Source organism: Bacillus nitroreducens (assembly GCF_964021195.1).
Map to the genome: position 1 here is coordinate 3630477 of NZ_CAXHYI020000003.1, position 15356 is coordinate 3645832.

The 15356-nt window shown below is 37.4% G+C and carries 14 protein-coding genes; 1 reads left to right on the forward strand and 13 read right to left on the reverse strand.

The genetic code is table 11. The annotated features are described in order from the left end of the window. Nucleotides 1–61: 61 nt before the first annotated feature. Nucleotides 62–1738, reverse strand: coding sequence for a DAK2 domain-containing protein (locus tag ACWPVE_RS21615; protein ID WP_453997021.1), 1677 nt, complete (start codon nucleotides 1736–1738; stop codon nucleotides 62–64). 16 nt (nucleotides 1739–1754) lie between these two features. Beyond that, nucleotides 1755–2117 (reverse strand): Asp23/Gls24 family envelope stress response protein, encoded by a 363-nt coding sequence (locus tag ACWPVE_RS21620; protein ID WP_453997023.1) that lies wholly within the window; start codon nucleotides 2115–2117, stop codon nucleotides 1755–1757. A gap of 273 nt (nucleotides 2118–2390) precedes the next feature. On the opposite strand from ACWPVE_RS21620, the gene rpmB reads away from it, so the two are divergent. Then, complete coding sequence (gene rpmB / locus ACWPVE_RS21625) at nucleotides 2391–2579, forward strand: 50S ribosomal protein L28 (RefSeq protein ID WP_010282529.1); 189 nt, start codon at nucleotides 2391–2393, stop codon at nucleotides 2577–2579. A 198-nt stretch (nucleotides 2580–2777) separates the two neighbouring features. Here the strand turns inward: rpmB and spoVM are convergent, their stop codons facing one another. The 11 genes from spoVM to coaBC form a co-directional block, all read right to left on the reverse strand. Further along, nucleotides 2778–2858: a stage V sporulation protein SpoVM gene (gene spoVM / locus ACWPVE_RS21630; protein WP_453997681.1), complete on the reverse strand. Its 81-nt coding sequence runs from the start codon at nucleotides 2856–2858 to the stop codon at nucleotides 2778–2780. Nucleotides 2859–3112: 254 nt separating this feature from the next. Next, nucleotides 3113–3760, reverse strand: coding sequence for a ribulose-phosphate 3-epimerase (gene rpe / locus ACWPVE_RS21635; protein WP_453997025.1), 648 nt, complete (start codon nucleotides 3758–3760; stop codon nucleotides 3113–3115). A gap of 2 nt (nucleotides 3761–3762) precedes the next feature. Next, nucleotides 3763–4650 (reverse strand): ribosome small subunit-dependent GTPase A, encoded by an 888-nt coding sequence (rsgA, locus tag ACWPVE_RS21640; RefSeq protein ID WP_453997027.1) that lies wholly within the window; start codon nucleotides 4648–4650, stop codon nucleotides 3763–3765. Nucleotides 4651–4725: 75 nt separating this feature from the next. Continuing rightward, complete coding sequence (gene pknB, locus ACWPVE_RS21645; RefSeq protein ID WP_453997029.1) at nucleotides 4726–6702, reverse strand: Stk1 family PASTA domain-containing Ser/Thr kinase; 1977 nt, start codon at nucleotides 6700–6702, stop codon at nucleotides 4726–4728. A gap of 4 nt (nucleotides 6703–6706) precedes the next feature. Beyond that, on the reverse strand, nucleotides 6707–7456 hold the full coding sequence (locus tag ACWPVE_RS21650) for a Stp1/IreP family PP2C-type Ser/Thr phosphatase (protein ID WP_453997683.1): 750 nt from the start codon (nucleotides 7454–7456) through the stop codon (nucleotides 6707–6709). Between the two features lie 5 nt (nucleotides 7457–7461). Continuing rightward, nucleotides 7462–8559, reverse strand: a complete 1098-nt coding sequence (gene rlmN / locus ACWPVE_RS21655; RefSeq protein WP_453997031.1) for a 23S rRNA (adenine(2503)-C(2))-methyltransferase RlmN — start codon at nucleotides 8557–8559, stop codon at nucleotides 7462–7464. A gap of 5 nt (nucleotides 8560–8564) precedes the next feature. Further along, nucleotides 8565–9905, reverse strand: coding sequence for a 16S rRNA (cytosine(967)-C(5))-methyltransferase RsmB (gene rsmB, locus ACWPVE_RS21660; protein ID WP_453997033.1), 1341 nt, complete (start codon nucleotides 9903–9905; stop codon nucleotides 8565–8567). Continuing rightward, nucleotides 9892–10845 carry a methionyl-tRNA formyltransferase gene (gene fmt / locus ACWPVE_RS21665; protein WP_453997035.1) on the reverse strand — a complete coding sequence of 318 codons (954 nt, stop codon included), beginning with the start codon at nucleotides 10843–10845 and terminating at the stop codon, nucleotides 9892–9894. The genes rsmB and fmt overlap by 14 nt, the downstream gene beginning before the upstream one ends. 8 nt (nucleotides 10846–10853) lie before the next feature. Further along, on the reverse strand, nucleotides 10854–11327 hold the full coding sequence (gene def, locus ACWPVE_RS21670) for a peptide deformylase (RefSeq protein WP_453997037.1): 474 nt from the start codon (nucleotides 11325–11327) through the stop codon (nucleotides 10854–10856). A 224-nt stretch (nucleotides 11328–11551) separates the two neighbouring features. Further along, entirely contained in the window at nucleotides 11552–13966 is a 2415-nt protein-coding gene (gene priA, locus ACWPVE_RS21675) for a primosomal protein N' (RefSeq protein ID WP_453997039.1), read from the reverse strand. Next, nucleotides 13963–15165, reverse strand: coding sequence for a bifunctional phosphopantothenoylcysteine decarboxylase/phosphopantothenate--cysteine ligase CoaBC (gene coaBC / locus ACWPVE_RS21680; protein WP_453997041.1), 1203 nt, complete (start codon nucleotides 15163–15165; stop codon nucleotides 13963–13965). The genes priA and coaBC overlap by 4 nt, the downstream gene beginning before the upstream one ends. Nucleotides 15166–15356: the final 191 nt, after the last annotated feature.

The following is a 15356-nucleotide window of genomic DNA, read 5'->3' on the forward strand; positions in this document are numbered from 1 at the left end:
TACAGGAAAATGTGCCCAAACATTGAAATAGAAGGGAATCATCCCTTCTATTTTACAATACTTATTCAATTGAGAAAATAAACGAATAGAGTGGTTGTTCACCATTATGTGTTTCAACCTCGATGTCCTCAAACTCTTCTTCAATATATTGGGTGATTGTCTCAACTTCTGCTTCTGTAGCATCCTGTCCATAAATAATGGTTACAATTTCGTCTTCATCAGGAGCAATGATTTTTGCTAAGAGTTCTTTGACCGCTTTAAGCTTATCCTTATCCGTCACGACGATTTTCCCATCAGCAATGCCCATGAAATCATCTTTAGAAATATCAATTCCGTCAATATTTGTATCACGTACTGCATATGTGATTTGTCCAGTCTTAACATTTCCTAAAGCATCTTTCATTGAAGACTGATTTGTTTCCAATTCAATCGTTGGGTTAAATGCTAAGAGAGCAGACATTCCTTGTGGAACTGTTCTCGAAGGTACAACGACAACATTACCACCCACAACCGATGCAGCTTGTTCAGCTGCCATAATGATATTTTTGTTATTAGGGAGGAGAATAAAGTTTTCCGCATTTACTGATTCGATTGCTTTCACAAAGTCTTCAGTACTTGGATTCATCGTTTGTCCACCTTCAATAACGACATGTGCTCCTATACTTTTAAATAATTCTGTAATTCCTGAACCCATCGCAACAGTAATGATTGCATACTTTTCTTTTTCTTTATTTTGTTTGATTTGTGCAGGTGCTTCATCTTCATTAAGAATTGCCGTATGCTGCTCGCGCATATTTTCAATCTTCATGTTAATTAAGCTACCATACCGTTGTCCGTATGACAAAACTTCACCTGGCTGCTCAGAATGGATATGTACCTTTACAATATCGTCGTCAGAAATAACCAATAACGAATCACCGTATTTACTTAGATCATTACGGAACTTATCTTCTGAAAATGGATTTTTTGTTGTTTTTTCTTCCTCGAACTTAACCATGAATTCTGTACAATAACCAAACACGATATCCTCAGTGTTCATATGACTCTGCACACTTTTGTGATGTTCCGCATTTACAAGTTCGTTCATAGATGGCTCTGCAATTGACATATTCTCAATGGATTGTCCTTTTAATTCAGAAAGGAAACCTTCATAGACAAGGAGTAATCCTTGACCACCACTATCAACAACACCTACTTCCTTCAACACTGGAAGTAAATCAGGTGTACGTTGTAACGAAGCATTTGCTTCCTTTACGATTTCCTCCATTACAACAATAATGTCAGACTCATTTTTCGCTACAGCAACACCACGATTTGCCGCATCTTTGGCAACTGTTAAAATCGTACCTTCAACTGGTTTCATAACAGCTTTATACGCTGTTTCCACACCCATTTCAAATGCGTGAGCAAACTCAGAAGCAGTTAATGTTTCCTTCTGTTCAATTGCTTTAGAGAACCCTCTAAAAAGCTGGGATAGGATAACACCAGAATTACCTCTTGCACCCATTAGTAAACCTCGGGCTAAAGAGGCACCGACCTTCCCTATATGTGGAGTCACATTATTTTTTACTTCCTTTGCTCCAGATGTCATGGAAAGATTCATATTCGTTCCAGTATCACCATCTGGGACAGGGAAAACGTTTAGGGCATCTACCATTTTTGCATTATTCGATAAATGAGTAGCACCGAATAACACCATCTTTGCAAAACGTTTTCCATCTAATGTAGTAATTGACACACGAATTTCCTCCTCTTTATGGGTTCGTAACACGAACTCCTTGCACGTAAATATTAACCGATTGGACAGCAAGTCCCACTGTCTGGTTTAATGTGTATTTCACCTTTGATTGAACATTGTGAGCAACCTCAGATATTTTCGTGCCATAACTTACAATTATATACATATCGATATGTACTTCATCATTTTCTTGACGAACAACAATACCGCGGGCAAAATTTTCTTTACGTAAAAGCTCAGTAATACCATCTTTAATCTGCTTTCTAGATGCCATGCCTACAATACCGTAACAATCTATAGCAGCTCCACCAGCAACCGTTGCAATTACATCATTTGATATATCAATTTGTCCGTACTTCGTTTTTAATTCGATGGACATAAAATTCTCCCCCTTTATAATTGTTCACCTTGGCTAAAGTCATTTTACTATAACATAAAGCATTTTTAAAGTAATTCATTAGGTTTACTGTATGTATAATCATCTTTTATTATATTGCTTTTTAAAAATTCTATGTCTTGACAAGTATTTTTACTTTAAAGACATGATTTGAACTATTGCAATATCCTTTTTAGTATGATAAATTATATAAGTATTTCTATGAAGAAAGCGATTATGTATGATTTTTGCTGTGTAAGTTAGGAGGGAAATAGAATGGCACGTAAATGTGTAATTACAGGTAGAAAAACTACCACTGGTAACGCTCGTTCCCATGCAATGAATGCTTCAAAACGTAAATGGGGAGCTAACCTACAAAAAGTTCGTATTTTAGTTGACGGTAAACCAAAACGCGTATACGTTTCTGCAAGAGCTTTAAAATCTGGTAAAGTAGAACGCGTGTAATAACGAAAAGCAAAGCGACTGCTCGGCTCCAGCAAGTATAAGACAAGTGCTTAAGGATAAGGTGATTTTACCATCTGAAGCAATTGGCTTTATACCTCGGAGCTAAGACGCTTGCGCTATCAATAAAGAAAAATTAGCTCTTACAATCGTAAGAGCTAATTTTTTTCACAAAAAAAGCACCTACGGACGGTGCTTTTTTTATTCTTTTTTAAATGATCCTAACATCGCACGGACAATACCACCTAAAAACTTTGGTAACTTAATCGTATAAAATTTCATACTTTCCCTCCTCAATGCGCTTATCACGTACTTTTATTAAATCCCATTTAGTCTACCTTATAATAATATTCAAATGAAAATAAATCGTACCATAGTACATATAAATAAAAGCAATTCTCTTGTAACCTTGCTTAAAATATTCATATGCCCATCTGGGAAAAAAAAGTACAATTCAATCGAAGTTCGTAAAGAAAACTTTGTGCAAAATTAGTTAAAAACCCATAAAAAAAGAGCAGATTTCTCTGCTCTTTTTATTATAGTCCTCGAATTTTTTCTATCGCCGCTTTTCGGTCTTCTTGGTTATATATGGCTGAACCAGCAACTAGGACATTTGCACCTGCCTCAACACATAATCTTGCTGTTTCTTCGTTAACTCCACCGTCAACTTCGATCTCAACTTGTAAATTTTTATCCTTTACCATTTTTGCAACTTCCTCAATTTTAGGAAGGACAGAATGAATGAATTTTTGACCTCCAAAACCAGGGTTTACAGTCATTAACAATACTAAGTCAATGTCCTCAATCACATGTTTTATGGTATCTACAGGGGTTGCTGGATTAAGAACGACACCAGCCTTTACACCATGTGATTTAATTAACTGAATCGTACGATGAAGATGTGGGCATGCCTCAACATGTACAGTTAAAAAGTCTGCACCCGCTTTTGCAAATTCTGGAATATATTGATCAGGGTTATCAATCATTAAATGGACATCTAATGGTAAATCAGTAATTGGGCGAATTGCCTCGACAATGAGGGGCCCTATTGTGATATTTGGAACAAAATGACCATCCATAACATCTACATGAATATAGTCTGCTCCTCCATTTTCAACATCCTTAATCTCACTTCCAAGTTTTGCAAAATCTGCTGATAGAATCGATGGTGCAATCTTAATCATCTTTAGTACCTCGGCTTTCTCTCTTTTATTTCTTCGTAAAAACTTACATAGTGGTCATAGCGAAATTGTGTAATTTTTCCTTCTTCTACTTCTTGTCTAACTGCACATTTAGGCTCGGAAATATGTGTGCAACCTCGGAATTTACAATTCGCTCCTGCGTCATAAATCTCTGGGAAACAATAGGATAACTCATCTAATTCAATCGTGAGAAATTCCAATGAACTAAATCCAGGAGTATCCGCAACAAGACCATTTCCAACTTTTATTAATTCGACATGTCTTGTCGTATGTTTTCCACGGCCTAATGAGTTTGATATCTCATCAGTTTTTAATTCCAGATCTGGTCTTAGTGTATTTAGCAAGGATGATTTACCGACTCCTGATTGTCCTGCAAATACAGAGATTTGATTTTCTAATAAAGGTAGGAGAGCTTCTTGCCCCTCTCTATCTTTCGTTGACGTTAACAAGACCTGATACCCAACTTCTCGATAGATTCTTGCATACTCTTCAATTTTTTGAAAAACATCATCTGAAATTAAATCCGTTTTACTTATACAAATTATAGGTTTTATATCGTTTGATTCAACTAATACAAGAAAGCGATCTAACAACAAAGGACTGAAATCAGGCTTCATAGCTGAAAAAACTAATATTGCTTGATCAACATTTGCAATGGGAGGACGTACTAGTTCATTTTTGCGTTCTAATACTTCCAAAATATATCCGTCGGTTTCATTTTCTGCCTGGTAAACGACATGATCGCCCACCAATGGGGTCACTTTGTTCTTCCGGAAGACTCCTCTACCTCGACATTGGATCAGTTCTTCATTTTCGTTGTTTTGAACATAATAAAAACCGCTTAATGCTTTTATGATTTTGCCTTCTGGCATAGTTTCACTCCTTGTTTCATTTCATTCGTCACGACATCTCTTAAGGTAATGGTTATCTTCCACTACCTTTGCAACCTATTCCTCTGGGTATGGTATTTTCTCACTTTGATGTGGAACACCATTTACATACACCATGAATTCAGCTGATTCCCCAGGATTAATGACAAAATTAATATCTATTGAGTAATTCTCCGTGATTTCAATCTCTTTATATACGTCAGTGATTTTATGCTCTGCATCTTGTATATAAATTTTTACCTGCTGTGGAAGTTCTTCTTCATTTGGGATATAGTCAACTGTGATCGTTTGCTTCACGGTTTTCGGCTCTTTCGGCTCGGGACCTTTTGACATAATTACTTTCACTTTGTCACCCTTTTTTAAATCTGTGTCTTTGGCAGGTGTTTGCGAAATAGCTAAACCAGCAGGTACTTCTTCAGAATATTGCTCCTCTGAATAATCAATCGATAATCCATGTTGACTCGCATAATTATCAAGTGCTTTAGCTGTAAAACCAGTCAAATCAGAAAGTTTAATAGTTTCTGGTCCCTTACTTATCTCAAATGTGACTTCCGTCTCTTCAGGAACAACCTCTTCTCCTTCATCAATTGATTGATCAAGAATTGTTCCAGGGGAACTGTCGTCAAATACTTGATTAGAAAAAATAGCTAAATAGTTATCTTTTTCCAATTTCTCTTTCACTTCATCAAAGTTCTTACCAACATAATCCTTAAATGCTACCTTTTCTTTACCAGTACTTTCATATAAATCAATTTCGGCCCCTTCTTTTACAGAAGCGCCTGCTTCAGGATCAGTGCGTATTATAAAACCTTCTGGAATCTCTTCGTCACTGATTTCAAATGTGTCTCCAATCTCAAAACCAGAATCCTCCAACTTTTTGACAGCTTGTTCATAGGTCAAATTCGATACATCTGGAACATCCACATCTTTTGGTAAAAATAATGCTGGAAAGATTGTAACAGCCGCTACACCAGCTGCGAGAATTAAGAAAAAGACAATAGCAAGTGTTAATAAAAGCTTGTTTTTCTTCTTCTTCTTCTTCGTCTTTTGTTGTGGTTTTGGCTTTTCCTTCTCTTTCGGTTTATCAGTTTGGGGCTCTTTTACAATCGTTTCATCAGAATCATTGAACAAATCACTATCCTTAATAATAGGTATAGCCTTTGTGACTTCATCATCCATGTCAGGTATAACAAATTTCTCTTCATTTAAACGATTTGGATATAACGCCGTTTGCAAATCCTCTTCCATTTCTTCAACAGATTCATATCGATGAAATGGATCCTTTGCGGTTGCTTTTAAGATAATATTCTCTACACTTTGTGGAATGGTTGCATTCCATCTTTTTGGTGATGGTGTTTCCGATTGTAAATGTTTCAAAGCTATAGATACTGCTGATTCACCTTCAAATGGAAGCCGACCAGTCAAAAGCTCAAACATGACAATACCTAAAGAATAGATATCTGATTTTTTTGTCGACATACCACCTCTTGCCTGTTCTGGTGATAAATAATGAACAGAACCTAACACAGAATTTGTTTGAGTAATGGTTGTTGAACTAAGTGCTACAGCAATCCCAAAATCGGTCACCTTCACTGTTCCATCGTGGTCCATTAATATGTTCTGAGGCTTAATGTCCCTATGAACTATCTGATTTTGATGGGCACTTGTAATGGCTGATGTTAACTGCAGCATAATGTTAATTGCTTCTTTTGAATGAAGCGGTGCATTTCGTTGTATGTATTGCTTTAAAGTTTGGCCAGAGACATATTCCATAACGATATAGTATATATCCTCTTCTTCGCCAACATCATATATACTTACGATATTAGGGTGAGCAAGACTTGTAGCGGCATGAGCTTCACGTCTAAAGCGTTTAATAAATTCCTCATCATTTGAAAAATCTAGACGAAGTACTTTAATGGCGACATCTCTTTCAAGTATGATATCTCGTGCAAGATATACATTCGCCATCCCACCTCCACCAATGACTTCGAGAATTTTATAACGACCACTTAATCGTCTTCCAATAAGCATAGGATTACTCGCCCTCACTTTCGGACGTATAATCCACAATTACGAGAGTGATGTTATCTTCTCCGCCATTATCATTGGCCAATTGGATGAGTTTTTCAGACCTTTTTTCTATCGTTTCATCACTTTCAAGAATGCTTTTTAACTCATCATCCCCGACTTTATTGGATAAACCGTCAGAGCAAATTAAAAGCATGTCCCCTTCATCCAATATGAGCGTTTTTAAATCAATCTGAACATTTGTTTCTGTACCTAATGCTCTCAAAACAACATTTTTTCGGGGATGATGTTCTGCATCTTCCTTTGAGATATGTCCAGAGCGCACTAGTTCGTTTACAAGAGAATGGTCTTCCGTAATTTGCTTAAACCCATGACTGTTTAAAACATAACAACGGCTATCTCCGATGTGTGCAACTGTAGCAAACAAATCCGTACATATTGCAGCAACAACAGTCGTTCCCATTCCCTTACATTCTTCATTTTCCTGAGAATGTCTATAGATATTGGAATTGATTTTTAAAATATGTTCTTTCAGCCACTCTTCTGCTATATCTGGTGTTTTAATCTTTTCTACTTGTTCCCAAAAAGACTGTAGCTGTGATGTTGTCATACTACTCGCAACATCACCAGCCAAGTGACCTCCCATTCCGTCAGCCACTACAGCTAATACTTGTCCACTCTTGTTATGGTAAACACCACAGCTATCTTCATTTATTTGCCTTACTTTTCCCCGGTTTGTCAAAAAGAACGACTTCATCTGGTTCACCTCGTCTCCTCTTTACGCTCCTTTGCACGTAATTGACCACAGGCAGCATCAATATCATGACCTTGTTCACGACGAATTGTCACATTTACACCATGTTTCTTCAATGTTTTCTCAAATTCAAAAATTTGCTCTTTCGGTGTTCTGACATAGTCACGCTCAGGAACATAATTGACAGGAATCAAATTGACATGACATTTAATTCCCTTTAATAGTTCTGCTAATTCTTCAGCGTGTTCAACTTGATCGTTAACCCCGCCAAACAACCCATATTCAAAACTAACTCTTCTCCCTGTTTTTTCAATATAATAACGAACAGCTTCCATCAAATCAGATAATTTATATGCACGATTAATTGGCATCAACCTGCTTCGAATTTCTGTGTTAGGTGCATGTAAAGAGATTGCAAAATTAATTTGTAATTTTTCATCTGCAAACTTATAGATTTTTGGAATGATTCCACTTGTCGAAACGGTAATATGACGAGCCCCAATATTTAAACCATTATCATGGTTAATAATTTTTAAGAATGAAAGCATTTGATCATAATTATCAAATGGTTCACCAATTCCCATAATGACCAGATGGCTTACACGCTCATTTGTCTCATCAAGCGCTTTTTGGACTTTTACAACTTGAGCAACAATTTCCCCAGCTTCTAGATTACGCTTAAGACCTCCAAGTGTTGATGCACAGAACGTACAACCAATCCGACATCCTACCTGTGTTGTCACACAGATGGAATTTCCATAGCTATGCCTCATTAGGACCGTTTCAATTGAATACCCATCGTGAAGTTCAAAGAGGAACTTCATTGTCCCGTCAGCTGAAGTTTGCTGAATAATCGTCTTAAGAGTCGTAATCGTAAAATGCTCAGCAAGCTTTTCTCTTAATGCATTCGATAGGTTTGTCATTTCATCAAATGTCGTAACTCGTTTCGAATAGAGCCATTCAAAAATCTGATTTCCACGGAATTTTTTCTCTCCATTTTCGATTAGCCAATTTTCAAGTTCTTCTAATTGAAGAGAATAAATTGATGGTTTTGTATTAGGTAGGTTTTGTTTTTTCTTTCTTCTAGTTGCTTGTACTTCTTCCAATTACATTACACCTGCTTTCTTAATCTTGCAATATAAAATCCATCCGTTCCAAAATAATGTGGATAGAGCTGAATTTGTCCATTCTTACTATAAGGCTTTACTTTTTCAGGGAGATAGTCTTCAATTGTATCGAGTACAAAATCTTTATTTTGCTCCAAGAAAGTTTTAATAACACCTTCATTTTCTTCGTAATCTATTGTACATGTGCTATACACGAGTATACCATCTTTTTTTAATAAAGATGAAACCTCATTTAAAATAGCTAACTGTATTTTTGCTAACTGTTGGTTGTCAGACAATGATTTAGAATATTTAATGTCTGGTTTTCTTCTAATAACCCCAAAACCAGAACAAGGGGCATCAACGAGGATTTTATCAAAACTACCGCTTTCGAAGATTTCTCTTGCTTTTCGGCTGTCATGAGCTTTTGTCACTACATTTATAAGCCCTAATCGATTGATCGCTTCATTAATTAATGTAATTTTGTGTTCATGTAAATCTAATGAATATACTTTCCCCGTGTTTTGAAGCAATTCTGCAATATGCGTTGTCTTTCCGCCAGGGGCAGCACAACTGTCAAGGACTTGGTCTCCTTTTTCCACTCCAAGTACTCTTGCTACTAACATTGAGCTTTCATCTTGGATGGTAAGATACCCTTCCTTAAATGCCTTCGAATTAGCAAGATTTCCGCGAACAGCCTTAATTGCATCTATAGATACATCACCCTCTGCCGTTTCAATCCCGTCCTCTTCTAACAATTCCATGAGTTTTTCTTTTGAAATTGCAACGGTATTCACACGTGCGGTTTGTTCAGGTGGAGTACAATTTACTTCACACATTTTTCGTGCTTCCTCAATACCTATTTGATCTACCCATCGCTTTACCAGCCAAAGTGGGTGACTTGTTTCAATTGCTAATCTTTCCACTTCATCAGTTATTTGATCCAAAGTTGGTATGCCTTCACGTTGAATAGAACGGAGAACACCATTAACGAGTGAAGCTGTTCCTTTGTGACCTCTTCGCTTGGCAATTTCAACTGCCTCGAAAAAAATCGCCCGTTCTGGAACTCGATCTAAATAAACCATTTGATAAAGAGAAAGTCTTAATAAAATCCTTACCCAGAGATCCAGCTTCTTACTTTTTTTTATAAAAGGTGCTAAGTAATAGTCCAATGTATCCCGGCGCTGAATCGTTCCATATACAATCTCAGTTAATAACCCAATATCTTTTCCGTTCACCTCATGTTTTTTAATCATTTGGTTCAGGAGTAGATTGCTATATGCTTGGTTTTTTTCAATTTGTAATAATATTTCAAGTGCTACTTCTCGAACTTTAATTTTCGCCATTATTCTCTCCTAGTATAGTCCCCACCTGTAGATCAGCCCCTAACAGAAATTGTTCAGCACTCATTTTTTTCTTACCTGACGGCTGTAGTTGCGTAACCTTTATAAAAGTAGTATTCCCTGTTGAAACAATAAATCCATCCTTTTCAATTGAAACAATTGTACCAGGCTTCTCTGACGTTTCCGAAGACACCTTTTGTCCCCACCATACCTTCATTACTTCACCATTTAAGGTCGTATATGCAACAGGCCATGGGTGTAGACCACGAATATGGTTATAGATATCTTCCCCAGTTTTTGTCCAGTCTATCTTTTCTTGATCACGTTTAATAGTAGGTGCAAATGTTGCTTTAGAATCATCCTGTTTAATTGGTGTTAATTTTCCAGCTAAAAGTAAAGGAATTGTTTCGGATAATAGCTTTGATCCTGCTACACTCAATTTGTCGTGTAAGGAGCCTACATGATCATTTTCTAGAATCGGAATTTCAACTTGTGTTAAGATATCCCCCGCATCTAGCTTTTCTACCATGTACATGATGGTGACGCCTGTTTTATCCTTCCCTTGAAGAATTGAGTAATGTATGGGTGCTCCACCTCTTAATTCTGGCAATAGTGATGCATGAACATTAATACATCCATATTTAGGAGCATCCAGTAATTCATTCGGAAGGATTTGTCCAAAAGCAGCCGTTATGATTAAATCAGGTTTATAACTTAATACTCGTTCAATTTCTTGTTCTTCTTTGATTTTATTAGGTTGTAGAACGGGGATATTATGTTTTAGAGCCTCCACTTTAACTGGTGGTGGTGTTAACACTTTTTTTCTTCCAACAGGTCTGTCTGGCTGAGTGACAACAGCTACAACATCATATCCGTCCTCAATAATTTGTCGTAAAACAGGTACTGAAAAATCAGGAGTACCCATAAATACTATTCGTTCCATGTTATTACCTACCCTTCAATTTCTCCTTCTTTATAAAAACGATTGACCTTAGTAGTAAATAAAACTCCGTGAAGGTGATCGATTTCGTGCTGAATCGCACGAGCTAAAAATCCATTTGCTTCAATAATAAATGTTTTTCCTCTTCGATTTTGGGCCCTTACCTTGACGTAATCAGCTCGAGTCACTTCACCAAAAAGGTCCGGAAAACTGAGACAGCCTTCTGGACCAATCTGTTCGCCTCTTTGCTCTAATATAACGGGATTGATCAGTTCAATAAGCCCGCTCTCATCACCTATATCTACGATTGCGATTTGCTTAGGAACTCCAACTTGAGGGGCAGCTAATCCCACACCATCCGCCTCAAGCATTGTATCATACATATCTTTCATTAACTTTGATAGTTTTCGGTCAAATGTTAATACCTTCTCACATTCAACCTCAAGTATTTCATTTGGATATTTAACGATTGGTAATACAGACAAGGTGTTTCCTCCAAGACAAGTTTTTTATGTCCAGCCAAAGCGATTGACTAAAAGTGTAAGACCATCGAATGCAGCTAAGATTCCCCTAAGTCCCAGAGCTCAACTTACACTAATCGCTATATCAGGTTTGCTAGGATTCTAGCGTTAGCTTGTAGCCTGCTCTAAGCTGGAATTATGCCGCCTTTGCTTTTCTATCAGTCTCTCTCTTCTTCAGTAACTTTAAACTACATCATCATATATGGATTTAAATCAATTGATAATGTTAGGGTGTTTTGAGCCATTTCTCTTTGATACCGGTCCAAAATCCCTTTTAAAATCTTATTCAAATTTGGCTCATTTTTGTATTTTATCATGCATTGATATCGATATCTATTATTAATCCGAGCAATCGGTGAAGTCACAGGTCCTAATATGATGGATTGCGGTGACAAAGATTTTCGTAGATGGATCGCAATTTTCTCTGCAACATCCACTGTTTTTGTTAATTCGGGATGTGTAACCGTAACTAACGCAAGGTAATAATAAGGTGGATAAGCGTGGGCTTTCCTTATTTTCATTTCATTTTGATAAAAATGATCATAATTATGTTGGCTTGCAAGCTCAATGCTATAATGCTCTGGCGTGTAACTTTGAATCACGACCTCACCTGGTAGTTCATGACGCCCAGCTCTCCCACTAACCTGTGCAAGAAGCTGAAACGTTTTTTCAGATGATCGAAAGTCTGGTAGGTTCAACATTGTGTCTGCTGTTAAAACACCGACAAGTGTGACATTTGGAAAATCAAGTCCCTTTGCTATCATCTGTGTGCCTAACAGTACATCTGCTTTTCCATCACCAAACTCCTTCAGTAATTTTTCATGCGCTCCCTTTCGGCTAGTTGTATCAACGTCCATTCGGATGACTCTAGCTTCAGGTAAAACCTTGGTCAGTTCTTCTTCAACTTTTTGGGTTCCTGTTCCAAAGAACCGAATATGCTCACTACCACATTCGTTACATGTATTTGGCATGAATGATTCATATCCACAATAATGACATTTTAGTCGGTGTTGATGTCTGTGGTACGTTAATGAAATGTCGCAATATGGACAATTTGCTACATATCCGCAATCCCGACACATGATAAAAGAAGAGTGACCGCGCTTATTCAAAAACAATACTGATTGTTCATTGCGCTCAAGTCGATCAGTTAATTTTTCAAATAATAGACTTGAAAACATGGAACGATTTCCGTTCCTTAATTCCTCTCGCATATCAACAATCTCCACTGTCGGCAGAGCCCTGTTGTTGACCCTTTCCTTAAGAGTGATAAGTTCATACACACTCTTTGATGCACGCGCGAATGATTCTAGTGTTGGTGTTGCACTTCCCAAAACAACCGGGGCTCGATGCAATTGTCCACGAAAAATCGCAACATCTCTAGCATGATATCTCGGGTTGTCTTCCTGTTTATAGCTAGATTCATGTTCTTCATCAATAATAATAATCCCAATATTTTCAAACGGAGCAAATATCGCAGACCTCGCCCCCACAACAACACTTACTTCTTTACGATAAATTTTCCGCCATTCATCATACTTCTCACCAATACCAAGTCCACTATGCATGACTGCAACTCGAGATCCAAATCGTCCCTTAAAACGACTAACCATTTGTGGGGTGAGCGAGATTTCAGGGACTAGTACAATGGCCTCTTTCCCTTTCTTTAATACAGCATCAATTGCTTGCATGTATACTTCTGTCTTTCCACTTCCAGTAACTCCATACATTAAAAAGACCTTATGGTTCACTTCCTCAACTGAAGCAAGTATAGGGGAAATGGCATTTTGCTGTTCTGTCGTTAATGTCATTGGGGAAGTTTGCTCAAATTGCTTGTCCGCGTATGGATCACGGTAAACCTCAACATTTTGTTCTCGAAGATACCCTTTTTTAACCATTGTTCGAATGGTGCTATCGGTTACTCCAACTGCTTGCAATAGGTCTTTTAAGAAAATGGGTTTATGATTTTCAAGAAAAAATTCGAGTACTTCTTTCTGTCTTTTGGCGGATCCAGGGAGCTCTTGCATCACATTTATTGCTTCTTCATTAGAAAGTTGAAGTTCTACCTGCTTCATTGTTTTTTTATTGCCTCTATTTTTTACTTTGTAGACGACTTCAAGAAGACCCTTGTTAATATCCTTTTGGTATATATGCAATAAGTCGTTCTTTTCTGCTTCTTCCCAACTAATTACGTCATTCTGTTCAAAGGATGAGAGTATGGAAGGGTCTAATTCATGTCTTTTTGCAGGGTCAAGTAACCTTATTTCTTTCTCATATTTTGCCCGCATTGCGGATGGAAGCATTGCTTGGAGCGCAGAAATGGTAAAACACAGTGTTTTTTCCGTTAACCATTTTCCGATTTGAAGAAGTTCTTCGTTTAAGGCTGGTGTGAGGTCCAGTAAGGAATGAATTTCCTTTAACTTATTTACTTCGGTATTATTAGACAGACCCATAACGAAACCTTGGACTTTACGAGGGCCGAATGGTACAACGACCCTCATTCCAGGGACAACGATATCACTCCATTTTTCTGGAACAATGTAATCATATGTTTTATCCGTCTGCATGGCAGGTACATCAACGATTATACTTGCGATTTTCATTTACTTTCGCCATCCATTAATTTACTTACTTCTTTTAGAATTGATTTCGCCACTTCTAACTTAGACATCAATGGTAGTTCAATATGCGTTTGATCTTTTTTATAAATGGTTACCAGATTTGTATCAGTTCCAAAACCCGCTCCTTGTTTTGTCACATTGTTTGCAACAATCATATCCAAATTCTTTGATGCGAGCTTTCGTTTTGCATATTCTTCAATATGATCTGTTTCAGCAGCAAATCCAACTAATAATTGGTGTTCCTTCTGATCACCTAATGTCTTTAATATATCCGTCGTTCTCTCAAGCTCAAGTACAAGATCTCCAGATTTCTTTTTCATCTTTCCATCATAAACCTGTTTTGGACGATAATCAGCAACTGCGGCTGACTTAATCACGATATCCGTCTGCTTATAATGGTCAAGCACTTGTGTAAGCATCTCTTCAGCAGATTCAATTTGAATGAATTTTACTTTTGATGGTACAGGAAGATTTGTAGGTCCAGAAATTAACGTTACATCTGCTCCTGCTTTCATTGCTGCTTCTGCCAGTGCATATCCCATCTTTCCTGTCGAACGATTTGTAAAAAAACGAACAGGGTCTATCTTCTCACGAGTAGGACCTGCCGTTATTAATATTTTCTTGCCTTGCAGAAATGGTTTCTCTGCGAAATATGTAGTCATTAATTCAACAATCTTTTCTGGTTCTTCTAAACGTCCCTTCCCTACGTATCCACATGCTAAAAAGCCTTCAGATGGTTCAATAAATTGATAACCATCGTTAGCTAGTATGTCAATATTTCGTTTGACAGCTGGATGATCATACATATGGACATTCATTGCAGGAGCAATCCAGACAGGTGCTGTGGTTGCAAGCAAAGTCGTCGTAATCATATTGTCTGCAATTCCGTTTGCAAGCTTGCTAATAGTATTTGCAGTCGCAGGTGCAACAACAACCAAATCTGCCCAATCAGCAAGATCAATATGTGCGATTACCGCTGGATTTTTTTCATCAAATGTATCTACATATACATTGTTTCTAGATAAAGCTTGGAATGTTAATGGCGTTACAAACTTCGTCGCAGAATCGCTCATCATCACTTTTACTTCAGCGCCTGCTTGGGTCAGCTTACTCGTTAAAGCTACTGCCTTATATACAGCAATTCCACCACTTACACAAAGCAGTATTTTTTTATTAAGCATAAAAGTTCCCCCTCTTAAAAGTTAAAGAACCTAGTAATTGAACGTCCGACTTAAATCCGCCACGTCCTGTGGCACACATACAACGTAGACGTCAAAACATCCTGCGTAGTCCGATAAGTTAATAAAGTCATTTTACTTTCTTAAAGTAAAATTGGCTTGGCTTATAATCTCGTCGGGCTAGTAGTTTCTAC

Coding starts and splice junctions, on each gene's coding strand:
- ACWPVE_RS21620 (WP_453997023.1), bottom strand. CDS start 2,117: ATGTCCATCGAATTAAAAACGAAGTACGGACAAATTGATATATCAAAT.
- rpmB (WP_010282529.1), top strand. CDS start 2,391: ATGGCACGTAAATGTGTAATTACAGGTAGAAAAACTACCACTGGTAAC.
- spoVM (WP_453997681.1), bottom strand. CDS start 2,858: ATGAAATTTTATACGATTAAGTTACCAAAGTTTTTAGGTGGTATTGTC.
- rpe (WP_453997025.1), bottom strand. CDS start 3,760: ATGATTAAGATTGCACCATCGATTCTATCAGCAGATTTTGCAAAACTT.
- rsgA (WP_453997027.1), bottom strand. CDS start 4,650: ATGCCAGAAGGCAAAATCATAAAAGCATTAAGCGGTTTTTATTATGTT.
- pknB (WP_453997029.1), bottom strand. CDS start 6,702: ATGCTTATTGGAAGACGATTAAGTGGTCGTTATAAAATTCTCGAAGTC.
- ACWPVE_RS21650 (WP_453997683.1), bottom strand. CDS start 7,456: ATGAAGTCGTTCTTTTTGACAAACCGGGGAAAAGTAAGGCAAATAAAT.
- rsmB (WP_453997033.1), bottom strand. CDS start 9,905: ATGGCGAAAATTAAAGTTCGAGAAGTAGCACTTGAAATATTATTACAA.
- fmt (WP_453997035.1), bottom strand. CDS start 10,845: ATGGAACGAATAGTATTTATGGGTACTCCTGATTTTTCAGTACCTGTT.
- priA (WP_453997039.1), bottom strand. CDS start 13,966: ATGAAAATCGCAAGTATAATCGTTGATGTACCTGCCATGCAGACGGAT.
- coaBC (WP_453997041.1), bottom strand. CDS start 15,165: ATGCTTAATAAAAAAATACTGCTTTGTGTAAGTGGTGGAATTGCTGTA.